Raw genomic sequence first — 16,612 nt, 5'->3', positions numbered from 1 at the left:
AGCCTTAAGCCGGTTCGGCGACCTTCGCGCCGACCAAGCCCTGAATGTAGTCGCGGATGCCCGCGTCCGTGGCGTTGGCGAAGAAGTATTCCTGGAATTTCTCGCCGGCGATCGCGGCCTTCAGCAGGTCCTGATCGACGTTTTTCAGAACCGTCAGCATGTCGTGGCAGGTGACGGCTTTGAGGTCCTTCAGGACGCCGCGGTTCTTGCGCATGATCTCGGCGCGCTCCTTCGGATAGCCGAGGCCGCGCTCGCCCTCAAAGAGCTTGCGATAGACGTCCTGCAGGTTCAGCTCGGCGGCCCAGCCGAAACCCTTGGCGTAGGGCATGGCGATGGCGTTGCCGTCGTTGATCTGGCCGAACAGGAAGGCGTCGGTCGGGTCGATGATCAGGCCGCAGAAGACGCCCGGCATGGCGTTGGCGGCCAGCATCGAGCCCGTGCCCGTGCCGCAGCCTGTGACGACGAAGTCGGCGGCGCCCGAGTTCAGCAGGATGCCGGTCAGAAGGCCGTTCATGACGTAGGTGAGCGAGGCCTTATCCTCGGGCGTGTACATGCCGTAGTGGAAGACCTCGTGGCCCAGCGGTCCGGCGACGGCGTTCAGGGCGTCGTGGACGATGGCGCTCTTGGCGGCCTGGCTGTTCTCGATGATCAGAGCGATTTTCATGGGGTTTTCTCCGGGCGGGTCTGAAAGTTGTGGCGGGGCTTTACCCCGTTACGCGATCATTTGCATCTGGTTTTGACACCGGTTACCAAGCCCCAACGAAAGCCGGTGGGAGGATCGCCGCATGTATCGCAAGACCTATCACGCCACCCACCCGGATTCGATGGTCGGCGCCTCGAACGACGATCTGCGCGACCGCTACCTGATCACCGACCTGTTCGCGCCAGGCGAGGTGCGGCTGAACTACACTCACTATGAGCGGATGGTGATCGGCGGGGCGGAGCCGGGCGCAGGGGCGGTCAGCCTGCCGACGCAGACCGAGCCGGCCTCGGCGGCGGGCAAGCCCTATCTGGAACGGCGGGAACTGGGGGCGATCAATGTCGGCACGGCTGATGGGGTCATCACCGTCGACGGCCAGAGCTTCACCCTTAAGCCCAAGGACGGCCTCTACATCCCGATGGCGTCGGCCGAGGTCAGCTTCTCGGGCTCGACGCGCTTCTATCTGGTCTCGACCCCGGCTCACGCGGCCCATCCGATCCAGTACATCGCCATGGACCAGGCTCCGTCGATGGAACGCGGGGCGCTGGAGACCTCCAACGAGCGGACCATCCGGCAATACATCGTCGATGGGGCGGTCAAGTCCTGCCAGCTGGCCATGGGTCTGACGATCCTCAAACCGGGCAGCGTCTGGAACACCATGCCGCCCCACACCCACGACCGACGCTCGGAAGCATATTTCTATTTTGAGCTCGGAACAAACCGTATGTTCCATTTCATGGGCGAACCGGACAGGATGCGCCATATCGTCATGGCCGACGGCGAGGCCGTGGTCAGCCCGCCCTGGTCGATCCACATGGGGGCGGGCACGGCCTCGTACGCCTTCATCTGGGCCATGGGCGGCGAGAATATCGACTACACCGACATGGACGTCCTGGACGTCAGCGAACTGAAATAGGGACATCATGGCCAATCCGTTCAGCCTCGAAGGCAAGGTCGCCGTCGTCACAGGCGGCAACACCGGCATCGGTCAGGGGATCGCCCTGGCGCTGGCCGACGCGGGCGCGTCCATCGCCTCGGTCGCGCGCCGGGCCTCGGACGACACGGTGGGCCAGTGCCTGGCCAAGGGGGTCAAGGCGATCTCGATCCAGGCCGACCTCGGCTCAATGGAGCCGATCGATCGCATCGTTAAGGAGGCGACCGCCGGCCTGGGGCCTATCGACATCCTGGTCAACAACGCGGGCATCATCCGCCGCAACGACGCCGTGGACTTCAGCGAAGCGGACTGGGACGACGTCATGAACGTCAACCTGAAGTCGGTCTTCTTCCTGTCGCAGGCCGCAGCGCGCGACATGATCGCGGGCGGGCGCAGGGGCAAGATCATCAACACCGCCTCGATGCTGTCCTATCAGGGCGGGATTCGGGTGCCGTCCTATACGGCGTCCAAGTCGGGCGTCGCGGGGCTCACCAAGCTGATGGCCAACGAGTGGGCCAAGCATGGAATCAACGCCAACGCCATCGCGCCCGGATACTTCGCCACCGACAACACCCAGGCGCTGCAGGACGACCCGGTGCGTTCGAAAGAGATTCTCGGCCGCATCCCCTCCGGTCGCTGGGGCCAGCCGTCGGACATCGGCGGTGCGGCGGTCTTCCTGGCCTCGGCGGCGTCGGACTATGTTCAGGGCATCACGCTTCCGGTCGACGGCGGCTGGCTCGCGCGATAAGTCCCGGATAGCCTAGCGGCATGACCATTCTTTGCTTTGGCGAGATGCTGCTGCGTCTCACGCCCAACGATGGCGAACTGCTGATGCAGTCCCCGGGCCTGACCGTCCGCCCTGGCGGGGCGGAGGCCAATGTCGCCGTGTCCTTGGCCCGGTTCGGCGCCGAGACGGCGATGGCGACCGTCCTGCCAGACAACACCCTGGGCCACGCCGCGCGGGACGAGGTCAGGAAGCATGGCGTCGACACGCGCAGCATCGTCTTCAAGCCAGGCCGGATGGGGCTGTATTTCCTGACGCCGGGCGCCGTGCGTCGCCCCTCGGAAGTCCTTTACGACCGCGCCGGCTCCGCCTTCGTCGACCATGTCGACGGGGCGCTGGACTGGAAGAAGCTGCTCGTCGGCGTGGAGTGGCTGCACCTGTCGGGCGTGACGCCCGCGACCGGACCGAACGGGTCGGCGGCGGCGGTGAAGGCGGTCGAGGCCGCCGTGGCGGCGGGCGTGAAGGTCAGCTTCGACGGCAACTTCCGCGGCAAGCTGTGGTCCGAATGGGCGGGCGATCCGCCGGGGACGCTGGGCAAGATGCTGGCAGGCGCGAGCCTCGCCTTCGCCGACGACCGGGACTTCGCCCTGGTGCTCGGGACGAAGTTCGACCACGCCGATCCGGCCGAGCGACGTCGCATGGCCGCCAAGGCCGCCTTCGCCCAATGGCCGACGCTGGAGCGGATTTGCTGCACCCTGCGCGTCAACGACAGCGTGGACGACCAGACCCTGTCGGCCGTGATGATCACCCGCGACGGCGAGCACCATGCGCCGGGCATCGCCCTGACCGGGGTGGTGGACCGGGTCGGCGGCGGCGATGCCTTCGCCTCGGGCGTCCTGTTCGGCGTCTATAAGGGATGGTCCAACGACGAGGCCCTGACCTTCGGCCTCGCGGCGGCCGGTCTGAAGCATTCGGTGCACGGCGATTTCAACCTGTTCGACCAGGCTCAGGTGCGCTCCGCCATGGCCGCCGACGGCTTCGACATCAAGCGCTGATCTCGCTCTAGGAAACCGGTGTCAGAAATGCTTTGATCGCTTCGACCGGGCGAAAGATCCGGCGTGTCTGTCTTGGGAAACACCGGAGTTCTTCATGTCGCCGACCCTGTCGCGCCGCGCCCTTATGGCCGGAGGCGCCGCACTGACCGCGCTCGCCGCCACGCCCGTCTTCGCGCAGGCCGCGCCCGACCGGGCCGCCATTATCGCCACCATGAAACGGGCGACAGCCTTCATGACCGACGAGGTCGCGGTCGGCGGTGGCTACGTCTGGAACGTCCTGCCGGACTTCTCGCGCCGCTGGGGCGAGCTGGAAGCCAACCCAACCATGATCTGGGTCCAGCCGCCGGGCACGGCGACCGTGGGTCACGCCTTCCTCGACGCCTATCACGCCACCGGCGACGAGCAGTTCTACGACGCGGCCAAGTCCGCCGCAGACGCCCTGATTGCGGGCCAGCATCCGCGCGGCGGCTGGAACTACGTCATCGACACCGCGGGCGAGGCGTCGCTTCGCAAATGGTACGACGAGGTCGGCGGCAACGCCTGGCGGCTGGAGGAATTCCAGCACTACTACGGCAACGCCACCTTCGATGACGCCGGCACGGCCGAGGCGTCGCAGCTCTTGCTCCGCGTCTATCTGGAGAAGCGCGAGCGCAGATACCGGGCGCCGCTGGACAAGGCCATCCAGTTCGTCCTCGACGCCCAGTATCCGAATGGCGGCTGGCCCCAGCGCTTCCCGTTCGTCGAGGGCGCGGGCGGCCTGCACGGCAACCCGGACTACACCCCCTACATCACCTTCAACGACGACGTGGCGGGCGAGAACATCGAGTTCCTGCTCTACTGCCATCAGGCGCTGGGATCGAATGACCGCCGTCTGGTTGACGCCATCACGCGCGGCATGGACATCTTCATCGCGACCCAGCAGCCCATGCCGCAACCGGCGTGGGGCCTGCAGCACTATCCCGACACCCTGAAGCCGGCGCCCGCCCGCACCATCGAGCCGCGCGCCTTCGCCACCCATACGACAGCGACCAACATCCGGTCCATGATCGGCTTCTACAAGCTGACCGGGGATCGCAAATACCTGGCCCGCCTGCCCGAGGCGCTGGACTGGCTGGATCAGGTCAAGACGCCCCAGAGCCTGATCGCGCCGGGCCGGACGCATCCGACCTTCATCCTCGAGGGCACGAACACCCCGGTCTATATCCACCGGCGCGGGTCCAATATCCGCAACGGCCACTACTACGCCGACGAGAACCCCAACAATCTGATCGTCCACTACGGCTCGTTCCGGAACCTGGACACGGCCGCCTTGCGGGCCGAGCTGGCGGCGGCCGATGCCATGGATCCGGCCGAGCTGATCGCCGCCTCGCCGCTGAAGGCGCGGCCGGGGACGCGGACCCTGCCCAAGTATTTCACCCTGCGCGACGTTGGGGTGTGGGACATGTCGACCGAGGGGCGGCGTCCGCGTCCGGTTGCGGCCGGACGGGCGGCGGAGCTGGCCCAAGGGCTGAACGCGCGCGGCTACTGGCCTACGCCGATGACGACGACGTCCAACCCCTATCGCGGTCCCTCGCCCGAAGCCGTCACTGGGGGCGAGTACCAAACGACGCGCGTCGGCGACCTGTGGGACACCTCGCCCTACAACACCGACTTTCCGGTGGAGTGCATCTCGACCGAGGCCTTCGTGCGTAATCTGGGCGACCTGATCGAGGCGCTGCAGGGCTGATGCGGCTGGACCGGCGGACCCTGCTGACCGGCTTGGCGGCGACGCCGCTCGCCGGGTGCGGAACGATGCCGCGCGTGGCTGTGCCGTCGATCCCCTTCATGCGGACGCCGCCGATCGGGCAGAAGGACTGGGGTACGCTGGCGGACGGGCAGACGGTCACGATGTTCACCCTGACCAACGACCGGGGGTCGCAGGCTCGGATCATGACATGGGGCGGCATCCTTCAGTCGCTGATGGTGCCGGACCGAGCTGGACGGATGGCCGAGGTGGTGCTGGGGCTGGATACTCTGGCGGATTATGTCGAGCGGAGCCGCAACTTCGGTTCAACCGTGGGGCGCTACGCCGGGCGGATCGCCAACGGGCGCTTCCAGCTGGACGGGCGCGAGGTTCAGCTCGACGTCGGCACGGGACCGCATTCGACCCACGGAGGGCCGGTCGGGTTCGCCAAACGCAACTGGCTGGGGCGCGCCGATCTGACGGAGGAGGGGCCGGGCGTGGTCTTGAGTCTCGTCAGCGCGGACGGCGATCAGGGCTTTCCCGGGCGGCTGACGATCTCGGTCACCTACCGGCTGACGCACGACGACCGGCTGACCATCGACTACCTGGCCCTGACCGACCGGGCGACGGTGCTGAACCCAACGAACCACTCCTATTTCAACCTGTCGGGCGATCCCGAGCGGCTTATCCTGGACCATGAGCTCCAGATCGAAGCAGACGCCTTCGCCGCCTATGCGCCGGACAAGATCGTCACCGGGGAGCTGGCGCCGGTCGCGGGGACGCCATTCGACTTCCGGGAGGCCAATCCCATCGGTCGGAACCTGTTCGAGGCGAACGAACAACTCCGCATCGGCGGGGGCTATGACCACTCGTTCGCGGTGCGGGGCCAGGGGCTGCGCAAGGCAGGGCGGTTGTCGGACGGGTTCAGCGGACGAGTGCTGGAGGTCTGGACCACCGAGCCGGCGCTGCATGTCTATACGGCCAATCCGGTGGAGATGATCGGGCGCGGCGGAGTCGCCTATCACCCGCACTGTGGCGTCGCGCTGGAAACGCAGCACTATCAGAACAGCCCCAACCGACCCCAATTTCCGTCCACGGCGCTGAGGCCGGGGGAGACGTTCCGGTCGAGGACCGAGTACCGGTTCACCGCGAGTTGAAGAAAAGGGGCGCGGCCATCGCTGGCCGCGCCCTCTTCAAGTCAGCAGTGGCGTAAGGCTTACGCCTCGTCGCCGGCCTTTTCGGCAGAGCCGGTGACCGGGACCACGGCGCCCTTGGCGGGGCGAACGGTCTGGCGTTCGGCGATACGGGCCGACTTACCGCGACGGTCGCGCAGGTAGTACAGCTTGGCGCGACGTACGACGCCGCGGCGCTTCACTTCGATCGACTCGATGTTCGGCGACAGGATGGGGAATTTGCGCTCGACGCCTTCGCCGAACGAGATCTTGCGGACGGTGAAGGTCTCGTTGACGCTGCCGCCGTCGCGGGCGATGCAGACGCCTTCGAAGGCCTGAACGCGCTCGCGCTCGCCTTCCTTGATCTTCACCATGACGCGAAGCGTGTCGCCGGGCTGGAAGTCCGGGATATCCCGAACCGCGATCAGGCGGGCTTTTTCTTCGGCTTCGAGCGTCTGAAGGATATTGGCCATGGTCTTATTCTCCTCGGGCTTTTGCGCCCTTTAGCTGTGATTTGGCGAGATGCGCCTGCCAGAGGTCCGGCCGTCGCTCCCGCGTGGTGATTTCCCGCTGCGCCTCGCGCCATTGAGCGATCTTCTTGTGATCGCCCGACAGAAGCACCTCAGGAATGTCGATCCCCTCGAACGTCCGCGGTCGCGTGTACTGCGGGTGTTCCAGAAGACCGTCCTCGAAACTCTCGGACGAGAGGCTTTCCGCCGCACCGAGCACTCCGGGGATCAGTCGTACGCACGCCTCGATCGCCACCATCGCCGCCGCCTCGCCACCGGCCAGGACCGCGTCTCCGACGGAGACCTCCTCGAACCCACGGGCGTCGAGCACCCGCTGGTCCACCCCCTCGAACCGACCACACAGGACGACGATGCCGTCCTTCATGGCCCACTCCTCCACTCGCGCCTGCGTCAGGGGTCGACCGCGTGCGCTCATGTACAAAAGCGGCCGGGGCGGGCCGGAAAGGCTGTCGAGAGCCCGGGCCACCACGTCCGCTTTCAATACCTGTCCCGGGCCGCCACCCGCGGGGGTGTCGTCCAGGAAGCCGCGCCTATCCTCGCTGAAGGCCCGAATGTCAAGGGTTTCCAGGCTCCACAGCCCCTTCTCGCGCCACGCCGTCCCGATCAGCGACACGCCGAGCGGGCCCGGAAAGGCCTCAGGGAACATGGTCAGAACGGTGGCGGTGAAAGGCATGGGCGCGATCTAGCGCCCCGGCCCGCTCACGTCACGCCTTGGCCGCGATGCCCGTCTCCGCCAGCCATTCCAGGATCTTGCCCTTGGGCATGGCGCCGACCTTCAGCGAGGCCATCTGGCCGTCCTTGAACAGCATAAGGGTCGGGATGCCCTTCACGCCCAGCTTGGACGGGGTCATGGGGCTGTCGTCGATGTTGACCTTGGCGATCGTCACCTGACCGCCGAGCTCGTCGGAGATCTGCTCCAGCGCCGGACCGATCTGCTTGCAGGGGCCGCACCACTCCGCCCAGAAGTCCACCAGCACCGGGGTGGACGATTTCAGGACGTCGGCGTCGAAGCTCTCGTCGGTGACCTTGACCGTGGCCATTTGCGTATCTCCTGAGGGCGGCGACAAGCGCGCCCGAGTGACTGTTGGTCGAGATGTGGGGCGATTCCCGGCGAAATCAACGGAGCAGGATCTCTCAGGGCGCGGCGAGTTTGGCCGCCGCCGCGCAACGTTCGCTGACCTCGTCGTGCCGATAGGTGTAGGTCGCCTCCTCCTCGAAAATTCTGTCGAGCGCCAGTCGGACCGTGTCGCCGTTGACCGCCAATCTGTCGCCGCACCCCGAGGGCTCCGATCCGCGCTCGGGGCCAGGGACGACCGTGCCTGTCAAAGCGCTCTCGCACCAGGCCGCCGCGCCATCACGCATCGACTGCAGACAAGGACTGGGCGGGGCGGAGGAGACAGGCGACGACGCCAGGACCACGGCAGGCGGCTCGTTCGGTCTATCCGGGGCCTGCTCCAGCCGGGGCAGGACTTCGTCAGAAGGACGCCGCCCGCGACCAGGGCAGCCATCAGAACCATGATGCGAAGAGCACCGCTCTGGCGGCGCGGCCCTTTTCCGGCAAGATGGATGCTCGGCCTTGAGGCGGCGGCGGTGTTGGTTTGCGGGGCGCCGCCCGCCCCTATCGCCAAGGCGCGATCGAGATCGCGCTGATAGAGGGCCTCATATCCGTGAGCATCCAGAAAGCCGCGAATATCCGAGGGGTAATGACGTTCCGCAAAGGACCGGATCTGCAGCGCGGTGACCGGCAGCCCGGTCGCCAGCCGTTCAATGGCCTCCCGTTCGACCGGCCCGCAGCCCTCGTCGTGAGACTGGACCAGCGTGGCCAGCTGCTGGCGAAAGCGTAGGGAAAGCGGCACAGGTTACTCATTACAGGACAGCATGGAGCCAGGGTGCAAGATCGGCGCCCCGCACCGGCGAACTGACCTACTCCGCGTAGATCATCTTCCGCGTCATGCCCCCGTCCACCGTCAGGACCTGGCCAGTGACGAAACCGGCCCCGGCCAGATAGAGGACCGCGCCCGCGATGTCGTCGGGGCGACCGACGCGGCCGACCGGATGCTGTTCGTGGTCGATGGGCCGCAGGTCGTCTCCGTCGGAAATCCAGCCCGGCGCGATGGCGTTGACCCTCACCTTGGGCCCCAGACTGATCGCCATCGCATGGGTCAGGGCGACCAGCGCGCCCTTGGAGGCGGCATAGGCCTCGGTGTCCGGCTCGGACATGAAGGCCCGGGTCGAGACCATGTGGATGATGGCGCCGCCCTCGCCGAGGAGGGGGATGGCCGCCCGGCTCATCAGGAAGGCGCCCGTCAGATGGCTGTCGGTGACCTTGCGCCAGTCGACGAGCGCTAAATCGACCATCGGCCCGCGATCCGGGTCGGCGATGCCCGCGTTGTTGACCAGCAGGTCGAGCGTCTCCCAGCCCAATTCGGCGAAGGCGGCCTTTACCGACGCCTCGTCGCCGACGTCGCAGATCACGGACCGCGCGCCCTCCGGCCCCGGCTTCAGATCGAAGGCGGCGACGGTCCAGCCCTCGGCGATCAGGGCCTGGCAGATCCCCCGGCCGATCAGGCCCGCGGCGCCGGTGACGATGGCTCTCTTCATGCGGACCTCAAGGGGTGAAAGGTGATCGGGTTCCGGTGAACCGTTCGGAGCTGCTCACGCCCAGCTCAGCCGAGATTGCCTTAGCGGTCCCGACCCTCTCGGCGCAGGTCATCCAGCGTCTGGCCTTCGCGCGGCGTGATGTAGGCCTGTGCGGGCGGAGCATCCGTTGGGCATCGCGCTGCAATGTGCTCGCCTCGTAGAAGGTTGAAGCCCCCCTGGTCATTGCGACGCAACTTCCAGCGCCGGACACCAAGATCGCGCCGATAGCTCGTATGCAAAATGGCGAGAACAGTCAGGCTGCCGCGCTTAACATCGCCGGAATGAACGCGACGCACGTCCATGTCCAGGAACCATGGCCAGCTCACGATGATGCAATCGTCCCCGCAATTCAGAATTTCGGTCGGAATCTGAGAAAGGATGCGAGCCGAGACTTCAGCGTCATAGCACTCGACGTCTTGGGCCCTCGCCTCTCGAGATCCGAAGGCGATACCGACCACCAAGGTCAGGACAGCCGCAGACAGTCGCGAGGCCAACTTGGTCATCCCAGACTTTCAGAGGCATTGACCGTCTTGTCCAGCACCGCTGACGCGGCCCTCACCTCAGCCCCGCCAACGCCTCATCCATCAGCCCCTGCGGCACGGGCATCAGCTTCGGCCCATCGGTCCAGACCAGGGCCGCCTCCACCGGGCGATCCGGATAGAGCCGTTTCAGCACCGCGACGTATGTGGCCATCTGGGCGATGTAGGCGGGGTCGGTGTCATCGATGCGGTCGGGGGCGGGGCGATTGGTCTTGTAGTCGACGACCACGACGCGGTCGGGCGTCACCACCAGCCGGTCGATGCGGCCGTTGATGACCACGCCGGGCCGGAGCGCCTCGGCGCCGCCGGTCAGGGCGATCTCGGCGCGGGAGTCCTCTCCGAAGACCGCGGCGAAGCGGGCGTCGTCGAGCACGCGGAAGGCGGCGTCGATCATCTCCGCGCGCTGGCCGTCCGACAGGTCGCGCTCCTTGTCGAGCAGGCGGGCGGCGGCCGCGCGGCGGTCGGCGACAGGCATCTCGGGCAGACGTTCGAGCAGCAGGTGGATCAGGTCGCCGCGCCGGAAGCGACCGAGCGCCGCCCCCTCCCCGGTCACGGACACGGCCAGAGGCGACTGGGCCGCGATGCGTTTGGCGCTCTCCATCTGGGACGGGGAGACGTAGCGGGCGGACGGATCGACCGGCGGCAACACGCGCGCCCAGCCGGGGACCTCAGCGACCATCCGGGCGATGGCGTGGCCCGGGGTCAGCTCCACCGGATCGGCGCCGTAGCGTCGGCGGCCATCGCCGATGTCCCGCACCTGTCCGCCCAGTCGTTCGAAGGTCTCGGTCAGGACCGCCCACCAGCTGCCGTCCTGATAGCCCTGTTTCGAGTTTCCGGCGGCGCGCCCCAGGATCATGATCCGGTCGCGCGCCCGCGTCAGAGCCACGTAGAGAAGCCGCAGGGTCTCGTCGTCCACCCGCCGTTGCCGCTGGGTGCGCGCCTCGGCAGAGGCTTCGCAGTCCTCCTTGTCCGAGCCGGGCGCCATCACCCAGGCCTCCCCGCCGCCCTGCTCATCCGGCAGCTCGACCGGCATCAGGGTCGGCCCCTGCGCCTTCGCCCGCGCCGTGGTGTCGGGCAGGATCACCACCGGGGCTTCAAGCCCCTTGGAGCCGTGGACGGTCATGACGCGAACCTCGCCGCGCGCGCCTTCCAGCTCGCGCTTCACCTCGACGTCGGAGGCCTCCAGCATCGACAGGGCAGTCTCCAGATCGAGACCGCCGCGCTGTTCGGCCGCCAGGACCTGATTGAGAGTTTCGTCGATGGCCTCCTCGGCCTCACGCCCCAGACGCGACAGGATGCGGGCGCGGCCCGAACGGCCGGTCTCGTCCACACGGTTGAGCAGGGCGGCGAAGAAGGCGAAGGGCGCGCGACCGCGCTGGCCGATGGCGAAGTCCAGCAGGTCGCGCGCGCGGATCCAATCCGGTCGCTCGCCGGCCCGCTCGCGCAGTTCAGCCCACAGCCTGCCGCGCTTGGGTTTCGCGCCGGCCAGTTCGAACAATCCGTCCTCGTCCACGTCGCACAGGGGGCTGCGCAGGACGCCCGCCAGGCTGAGGTCGTCGTCGGGATAGAGGGCGAAGCGGGCCACGGCGATCAGGTCGTCGAAGGCGATATGGGACGAGAGCTTCAGCCGGTCGGCGCCGGCGACGGGCACGCCTGCCGCCTTCAGGGCGCGGATGATCTCCTCGAAGGTGGCGTCGCGGCGGCGGACCAGCACCAAGAAGTCCCCGTATCCCGAAGGACGGAGTTCGCGGGTCTTGCGGTCTTGCACGGCGACGCCGGTCTCGACCTGGCGTTTGATCTCGCGCGCGAGGTCGGCGGCCATGCGCTTCCTCGCGCTCTGAACCGGCTCCTGATCGACCGGGTCGTCCCAGGCGTCGCGCTCGGGCGGCTTCTCGTCCTCGTAGATCGGCCAGAGGTCGATGCAGCCGTGATCCTCGGCGCGCATCGCCTTGTGCTCGGGGATGGCCGCGACCTGGTCGCCGACGAGGGAGCGGGTGCGGTCGGGGCTGTCGAAGACCTCGTCGACGAACTTCAGCACCTCCGGCGTCGAGCGGAAGGAGGTGGCCAGTTCGACGCCCTCGAAGGCGAAGCCGGCGCCGCGCACCAGCCTGTCGTACGACTGCGCCTCGCGGTTCAGGCGCTCTGGCCGGGCGCCCTGGAAGGAGTAGATCGACTGTTTCTCGTCACCGACGGCGAAGACGGTGCGCTCGACCTTGCCGGCCCCGAATCGCTTGGAGCCCGCGCCGGAGAAGAAGCCCTCGGTCAGGGCCCGGAGGATGTCCCACTGTTCCGGGGCGGTGTCCTGGGCCTCGTCGATCAGGACATGCTCGACCCCGCCATCTAACTTGTAGAGGACCCAGGCGGCGTTGGCGCGGACGGTCAGCAGCTCGACCGTGCGGGCGACCAGATCGCCGAAATCCAGCGCGCCGCGCTGGGCCTTGGCGCGGTCGTAGAGGGCGCCGTGGGCCTGGGCGAGCGTCAGGACGTGAACAGTGTCCTCGGCCACGCGGGCCTTGCGGATCTCGCCGAGGGCCGCGCCGACTTTGGCCTGTAGGTCTGTCATCCACTCGCGGGCGGCGGCGGGCGCCTTGGACGTCGCGATACGGGAGCGTGGCTTGCCGTCGGTCAGGAAGACGGAGGCGACGCCGGGAAAGGTCCAGTCGGCGGCATACATGCGATCGGCGCACTTGCCGTCGTCCGATCCGCCCGTCGCCATCAGGTCGGCGACCTCCAGCCATTCCCGCCGATCGAGGTAGCGCATGAAGTCGGACTGTACGGTCGCCACGTCGCTGTCGGGATCGGCGCCGACCAGCGCATGAGGCCCGGGCGCGGAGCCCTCGGCGATGCGGGTGGTGTAGCCGATCAGCTTGACGCGATCCTGTTCAATCCGGGCCAGAAGGCTTTCGAACGACGCGAAGTCCAGCTCGACGGCGAAATGCTCGTAGGCGCGGCCTATGCGGCCGCCGGCATCGGCCAGGGCCGCGCGCGCCAGGTCCTCGCGCGCGGCGTGGGACAGGGCGACAGCGGCCTGATCCTCCAGGACGGTGAAGCCCGGCGTGACCCCGGCCTCCAGCGGGAACCGCCGCAGCAGCTTTTCGCAGAAGGCGTGAAGCGTCTGGATCTTCAGCCCGCCCGGCGTGTCGAGCGCCTTGGCGAACAGCTTGCGCGCCCGCGACAGTTCGGCGTCAGGCAGACAGGCGGCCGGCCGTCCGTTGAGGTCGGCGAGCTGATTTTCCAGCTCCGCGTTGTTCAGGACCGCCCACTCGCCCAACCGGGCATAGAGCCGCGCCTGCATCTCGGCGGCGGCGGCCTTGGTGTAGGTGACGCAGAGGATTTCGGCCGGCTCGACCTCTTCCAGCAGCAGACGGGCCACCCGGTCCACCAGGGTCGAAGTCTTGCCCGACCCGGCGTTGGCGGTGACGAAGACCGACTGACGCGGGTCCGCCGCCGCGATCTGGGCGGGGTCAGGCAGGATGCGCATCGAGGGATCGACGGCGCTCATTCGGCGTCTCCGTCGGCGCCGGCGACCGCCCATTCCCAGACGCGGGCCAGGTGGTCGTAGTTGCCGCCGAAATTGCCCATGAACTGAGGCGCGACCCAGCTGAGATAGGGCGTCGTCGGATCGTCGAACCGCGCGACGCGCGCCTTCAGCCCGGCAAGCGCCGCCATGGACAGGTCTGACGCCTCGGCTCCGGCGGCGCGGACTTCCGACTTGCCCGCCTCCCTGCGCCCAATGACGCGGACATAGGTCAGCTCTTCGGGCTCGACCGGACCAGAGGTCTTGAGCCCCGCCTCGGCCAGGATGGCGCCAGTCAGGGTCAGCTGCGGGGCGAAGCCGGACTTGACCTGTTTGGCCGAGGGCGCCGCGCCCGTCTTGAAGTCGAGGATGGCCGCGCCGGTGGACGACACTTCGATCCGGTCGGCCTTGGCGGTCACGGTGAAGGGTCCGGCTGGGGCGTCGAAAGTCATGGCGACCTCCTCCTCGACGCGGATTTCGATGCCGCGCGCGCGACGGCGCATCTCGAACCCTGCCAGCCAGCGGGCGCTGTTTCGGGCGAGCGGCCGCTCACGCGCCATGGCCGCATCCTCGAACCCGTGGTGGGTCAGTTCCTCGTGCAGCAAGGTCACGATCTCGGCCTCGCAGTCGTCGGGAAGGACGTCGGGCCAGGTCAGGCTCAGCCGCTCGACCGCCTTGTGGATCGCCTGGCCGCGCAGCAGGGCCTCGGCCGACTGGTCCGGCCGATCCATGGGCCTCAGGTTCAGGATGTAGCGGGCGTAGACCGCATAGGGATCGCGCACCCAGCGTTCGACGCCGGTGACCGGCAGCTGGCGCGGGCGGCGATCGACAGGCGGCTTGGGCGCCGGGCGTTTCGCCAGACCGCCCTCGCCCGCGGCGGGGGCGTCGAGCGCGCGAGCGGCCGTCGGCATGGCGGTGGGGCGGGCGATCTCGACGCCCGCGCCGCGTGTCAGCATCTCCAGCCGCCACAGCCAGCGGGAGCGGACCGACGGCTGGCCGCCGCGCCGTTCGGAATGGATCAGGATCGCCTCGGGGGCGCAGGCGGCCTGGACGAAGTCCTGAGCCGTCTGGCCGATGCGACGCTCGGGCGGGGGCAGGCCCAGTGTGTTCCTCATCGGGCGCGACAGGAAGGGATCGATCGGCGCGCCCTGCGGCCAGACGCCCTCCTCCAGCCCGGCCAGGATCATGCGGTCGGCCCGCACCAGCCGCGCCTCGATGGCGCCGAGGATGCGCAGGGACGGATGGGTCGCGCCGCCGGTGCGAACCGTCTGGTCGTGCAGGAGGCCGGCGACCAGTTCGGCGAACGCGGCGGCCGTGACCGCGCCCAACGAGGCGCCGCCCTCGATCAGTTGCGACAACAGGGACGCGGCCGCCTCCCCGTCCGGTCCGGCCCAGACGTCGGTCCCGGCAAAGGCTTCGATCAGGGTCGTCAGGGCGCGGGCGGCGAGGTCGAGCGGGGCAGTCGGTGTGAAGGCGGCGCGGGCGGTCGTGCTCAACGCCTGCAACCGGCCTGCGAGCGCGGCGGCGTCGGTCAGTCGGGCCAAGGCCCATTCCGAAGGCGGTTCGCCGTTGCGGCGCGGGGCGCCGGCCGCCGTCAGCCGGCTTTCGATCCGGCCCCAGTCGCGGGTGCGCGGGCCACGGAACGCGACCTTTTCCAGCTCCGTCACGGCGTCAGAGGTCGCCTCGGGGAGGGTCGTCAGATCGGCCTTGATCAGGGCCAGCACCGTCTGCGGCTTCAGCGGATCGGCCATAAACCGTGCGCACAGGTCGACCAGCACCCCGACCGGCATCTGGTCCAGCGGCGCGCCGGACGAACTGTCGGCGACCACGCCCCACCGTTCGAGCCGGGCGGACACACGACGGCCCAGTACGAGGTCCGGCGTCACGAGCGCGCAGGTGCGACCCGGCGTTTCCAACGTCTCACGCATCATCAGGGCGATGGTCGGGGCGGCGTCTTCCTCGGTCCGGGTCGCGACGACGGACAGACCTTCGAGGCCGAGGGCGATGGGGTCCGCTGACTGCCCGGCCTCCGCCGCCTCACGCCTCAGCCGCGAGATTTCGGCGCGCCAGTCCGCCGTCGCCTCGGCGGGGCGCAGAGCCTCGTTGACCAGTCGCTGACGGGCGAGGCCCCGCGCCTCGGCGGCGGGCTCGGTCTGGCGACGGAACCACGGACGGACCGCGCCGCGCTCGATCCCGGCGCGTTGCAGCAGGCGCTTCAACGCGTTCTGCGGATGCTGTTCCTCGATGGCGTCCCAAGCGGTCTCCCCCAGGTTTACATCAAGCCCCGGCAGGACGACGCAGCCCAGCGGCGCCTTAGCCACGGCGATCAGGACGTCGGCGGCCGCCTTGACCGTGCCGGTCGAACCGGCGGCGATGACGGGTCCCTGCGGCGGATGCTGGTCCCAGCGTTCGGCCAGCAGGCGCAACAGCCGGGTCCGCCGCCATGAGGCGTCCACGACGCCGAGAGCCTCAAGCCGCGCGGGCCAGGCCTCGAGCGTCAGACCTAGGAATTTCGCCGAGGTCTCCCAGTGCGCGGCATAGTCCGTCTCGGCCAGGTCGGCGATCCGTTCGCGGTCCTCGACCTCCTCGATATTGCAGGAATCGAGGAAGGCGCCGAGGCTGTCGGCCATCTCGAGGGCCCGCATGGGCGACAGGTCGCTGTCGTGCTTCTCGACGATCAGCCGCGCCAGCTCGAACCGACGCGTCAGGGGCGCGATGGACGGCGGCAGGTCGAGGCCCAGTTCTCCCGGCGTGAACGGCGGCTCGTCCTCCTCAAGATCGCCCAGCGGCCGAACCTGGGGGAGCAGGACCGGCCGGTCGCCGCTCAGGCTCGACAAGGCGGTGGCGAAGGCCCGCGCCGCCCGGCGATTGGGCAGCAGGATCGTCGCGTCCGACAAGCTCTCCGGCGCCTGCTCGCCCAGCCAGTCGAGCACCCCCGCGGCGAGATCCTCGAGGAAGGGCCGATGCGCGGGGATGGCGAACCAGCGGGGATCGTCCTCGCCGCCCGCGCCGGGGAAGGGATTGAAGGCGATCATCCGCCCGCCCTCAAGCAGCGAGCCGTCGCACGGCGAGCGGCAG

14 protein-coding genes are annotated in these 16,612 nt (G+C 68.5%); 5 read left to right on the top strand and 9 right to left on the bottom strand.

The genetic code is table 11. The features are described from left to right. Nucleotides 1-4: 4 nt before the first annotated feature. Entirely contained in the window at nucleotides 5-664 is a 660-nt protein-coding gene (locus tag O5O43_RS00990; protein ID WP_271085064.1) for an RpiB/LacA/LacB family sugar-phosphate isomerase, read from the bottom strand. A gap of 121 nt (nucleotides 665-785) precedes the next feature. Here O5O43_RS00990 and kduI point away from each other — a divergent pair, with 121 nt between their 5' ends. The 5 genes from kduI (at nucleotide 786) to O5O43_RS00965 (ending at nucleotide 6,293) form a co-directional block, all read left to right on the top strand. Beyond that, a complete protein-coding gene (gene kduI / locus O5O43_RS00985) occupies nucleotides 786-1,616 on the top strand; it encodes a 5-dehydro-4-deoxy-D-glucuronate isomerase (protein WP_271085063.1) in 831 nt (276 codons plus the stop codon). Nucleotides 1,617-1,623: 7 nt separating this feature from the next. Beyond that, nucleotides 1,624-2,382 (top strand): 2-dehydro-3-deoxy-D-gluconate 5-dehydrogenase KduD, encoded by a 759-nt coding sequence (kduD, locus tag O5O43_RS00980; protein ID WP_271085062.1) that lies wholly within the window; start codon nucleotides 1,624-1,626, stop codon nucleotides 2,380-2,382. Between the two features lie 20 nt (nucleotides 2,383-2,402). After that, the gene (locus O5O43_RS00975; protein ID WP_271085061.1) at nucleotides 2,403-3,413 is read left to right on the top strand and encodes a sugar kinase; all 1,011 of its coding nucleotides are present in this window, start codon (nucleotides 2,403-2,405) and stop codon (nucleotides 3,411-3,413) included. Nucleotides 3,414-3,507: 94 nt separating this feature from the next. After that, on the top strand, nucleotides 3,508-5,139 hold the full coding sequence (locus O5O43_RS00970; protein WP_271085060.1) for a pectate lyase: 1,632 nt from the start codon (nucleotides 3,508-3,510) through the stop codon (nucleotides 5,137-5,139). Next, nucleotides 5,139-6,293, top strand: a complete 1,155-nt coding sequence (locus tag O5O43_RS00965; RefSeq protein WP_271085059.1) for an aldose epimerase family protein — start codon at nucleotides 5,139-5,141, stop codon at nucleotides 6,291-6,293. Before O5O43_RS00970 ends, O5O43_RS00965 begins: the two co-directional genes overlap by 1 nt. A 59-nt stretch (nucleotides 6,294-6,352) precedes the next feature. On the opposite strand, the gene rplS is transcribed toward O5O43_RS00965, so the two are convergent. From rplS to addB, 8 genes are all read right to left on the bottom strand, one after another. Then, entirely contained in the window at nucleotides 6,353-6,781 is a 429-nt protein-coding gene (gene rplS, locus O5O43_RS00960; RefSeq protein ID WP_271085058.1) for a 50S ribosomal protein L19, read from the bottom strand. Nucleotides 6,782-6,785: 4 nt separating this feature from the next. After that, nucleotides 6,786-7,511 (bottom strand): tRNA (guanosine(37)-N1)-methyltransferase TrmD, encoded by a 726-nt coding sequence (gene trmD / locus O5O43_RS00955; protein WP_271085057.1) that lies wholly within the window; start codon nucleotides 7,509-7,511, stop codon nucleotides 6,786-6,788. A gap of 31 nt (nucleotides 7,512-7,542) precedes the next feature. Further along, nucleotides 7,543-7,878 (bottom strand): thioredoxin, encoded by a 336-nt coding sequence (trxA, locus tag O5O43_RS00950; RefSeq protein WP_271085056.1) that lies wholly within the window; start codon nucleotides 7,876-7,878, stop codon nucleotides 7,543-7,545. Between the two features lie 94 nt (nucleotides 7,879-7,972). Then, entirely contained in the window at nucleotides 7,973-8,101 is a 129-nt protein-coding gene (locus O5O43_RS00945) for a hypothetical protein (RefSeq protein WP_271085055.1), read from the bottom strand. A 660-nt stretch (nucleotides 8,102-8,761) separates the two neighbouring features. Next, nucleotides 8,762-9,439: an SDR family oxidoreductase gene (locus O5O43_RS00940; protein WP_271085054.1), complete on the bottom strand. Its 678-nt coding sequence runs from the start codon at nucleotides 9,437-9,439 to the stop codon at nucleotides 8,762-8,764. Nucleotides 9,440-9,519: 80 nt separating this feature from the next. Continuing rightward, nucleotides 9,520-9,981, bottom strand: a complete 462-nt coding sequence (locus tag O5O43_RS00935; RefSeq protein WP_271085053.1) for a hypothetical protein — start codon at nucleotides 9,979-9,981, stop codon at nucleotides 9,520-9,522. A 52-nt stretch (nucleotides 9,982-10,033) separates the two neighbouring features. Then, on the bottom strand, nucleotides 10,034-13,519 hold the full coding sequence (gene addA / locus O5O43_RS00930) for a double-strand break repair helicase AddA (protein ID WP_271085052.1): 3,486 nt from the start codon (nucleotides 13,517-13,519) through the stop codon (nucleotides 10,034-10,036). Continuing rightward, the gene (gene addB, locus O5O43_RS00925; RefSeq protein ID WP_271085051.1) at nucleotides 13,516-16,569 is read right to left on the bottom strand and encodes a double-strand break repair protein AddB; all 3,054 of its coding nucleotides are present in this window, start codon (nucleotides 16,567-16,569) and stop codon (nucleotides 13,516-13,518) included. The genes addA and addB overlap by 4 nt, the downstream gene beginning before the upstream one ends. Between the last annotated feature and the right edge of the window lie 43 nt (nucleotides 16,570-16,612).

Origin of the sequence: Brevundimonas sp. NIBR11 (genome assembly GCF_027912535.1) — a bacterium.
Lineage (GTDB): Bacteria > Pseudomonadota > Alphaproteobacteria > Caulobacterales > Caulobacteraceae > Brevundimonas.
Note: the sequence above shows the minus strand (reverse complement) of the source record. Positions and strands in the feature narration are given on the sequence as shown.

Excerpts from the sequence above, each read along its gene's own strand:
- O5O43_RS00990 (WP_271085064.1), bottom strand. The coding sequence starts at position 664 with ATGAAAATCGCTCTGATCATCGAGAACAGCCAGGCCGCCAAGAGCGCC.
- kduI (WP_271085063.1), top strand. The coding sequence starts at position 786 with ATGTATCGCAAGACCTATCACGCCACCCACCCGGATTCGATGGTCGGC.
- kduD (WP_271085062.1), top strand. The coding sequence starts at position 1,624 with ATGGCCAATCCGTTCAGCCTCGAAGGCAAGGTCGCCGTCGTCACAGGC.
- O5O43_RS00975 (WP_271085061.1), top strand. The coding sequence starts at position 2,403 with ATGACCATTCTTTGCTTTGGCGAGATGCTGCTGCGTCTCACGCCCAAC.
- O5O43_RS00970 (WP_271085060.1), top strand. The coding sequence starts at position 3,508 with ATGTCGCCGACCCTGTCGCGCCGCGCCCTTATGGCCGGAGGCGCCGCA.
- O5O43_RS00965 (WP_271085059.1), top strand. The coding sequence starts at position 5,139 with ATGCGGCTGGACCGGCGGACCCTGCTGACCGGCTTGGCGGCGACGCCG.
- rplS (WP_271085058.1), bottom strand. The coding sequence starts at position 6,781 with ATGGCCAATATCCTTCAGACGCTCGAAGCCGAAGAAAAAGCCCGCCTG.
- trmD (WP_271085057.1), bottom strand. The coding sequence starts at position 7,511 with ATGCCTTTCACCGCCACCGTTCTGACCATGTTCCCTGAGGCCTTTCCG.
- trxA (WP_271085056.1), bottom strand. The coding sequence starts at position 7,878 with ATGGCCACGGTCAAGGTCACCGACGAGAGCTTCGACGCCGACGTCCTG.
- O5O43_RS00940 (WP_271085054.1), bottom strand. The coding sequence starts at position 9,439 with ATGAAGAGAGCCATCGTCACCGGCGCCGCGGGCCTGATCGGCCGGGGG.
- O5O43_RS00935 (WP_271085053.1), bottom strand. The coding sequence starts at position 9,981 with ATGACCAAGTTGGCCTCGCGACTGTCTGCGGCTGTCCTGACCTTGGTG.
- addA (WP_271085052.1), bottom strand. The coding sequence starts at position 13,519 with ATGAGCGCCGTCGATCCCTCGATGCGCATCCTGCCTGACCCCGCCCAG.
- addB (WP_271085051.1), bottom strand. The coding sequence starts at position 16,569 with ATGATCGCCTTCAATCCCTTCCCCGGCGCGGGCGGCGAGGACGATCCC.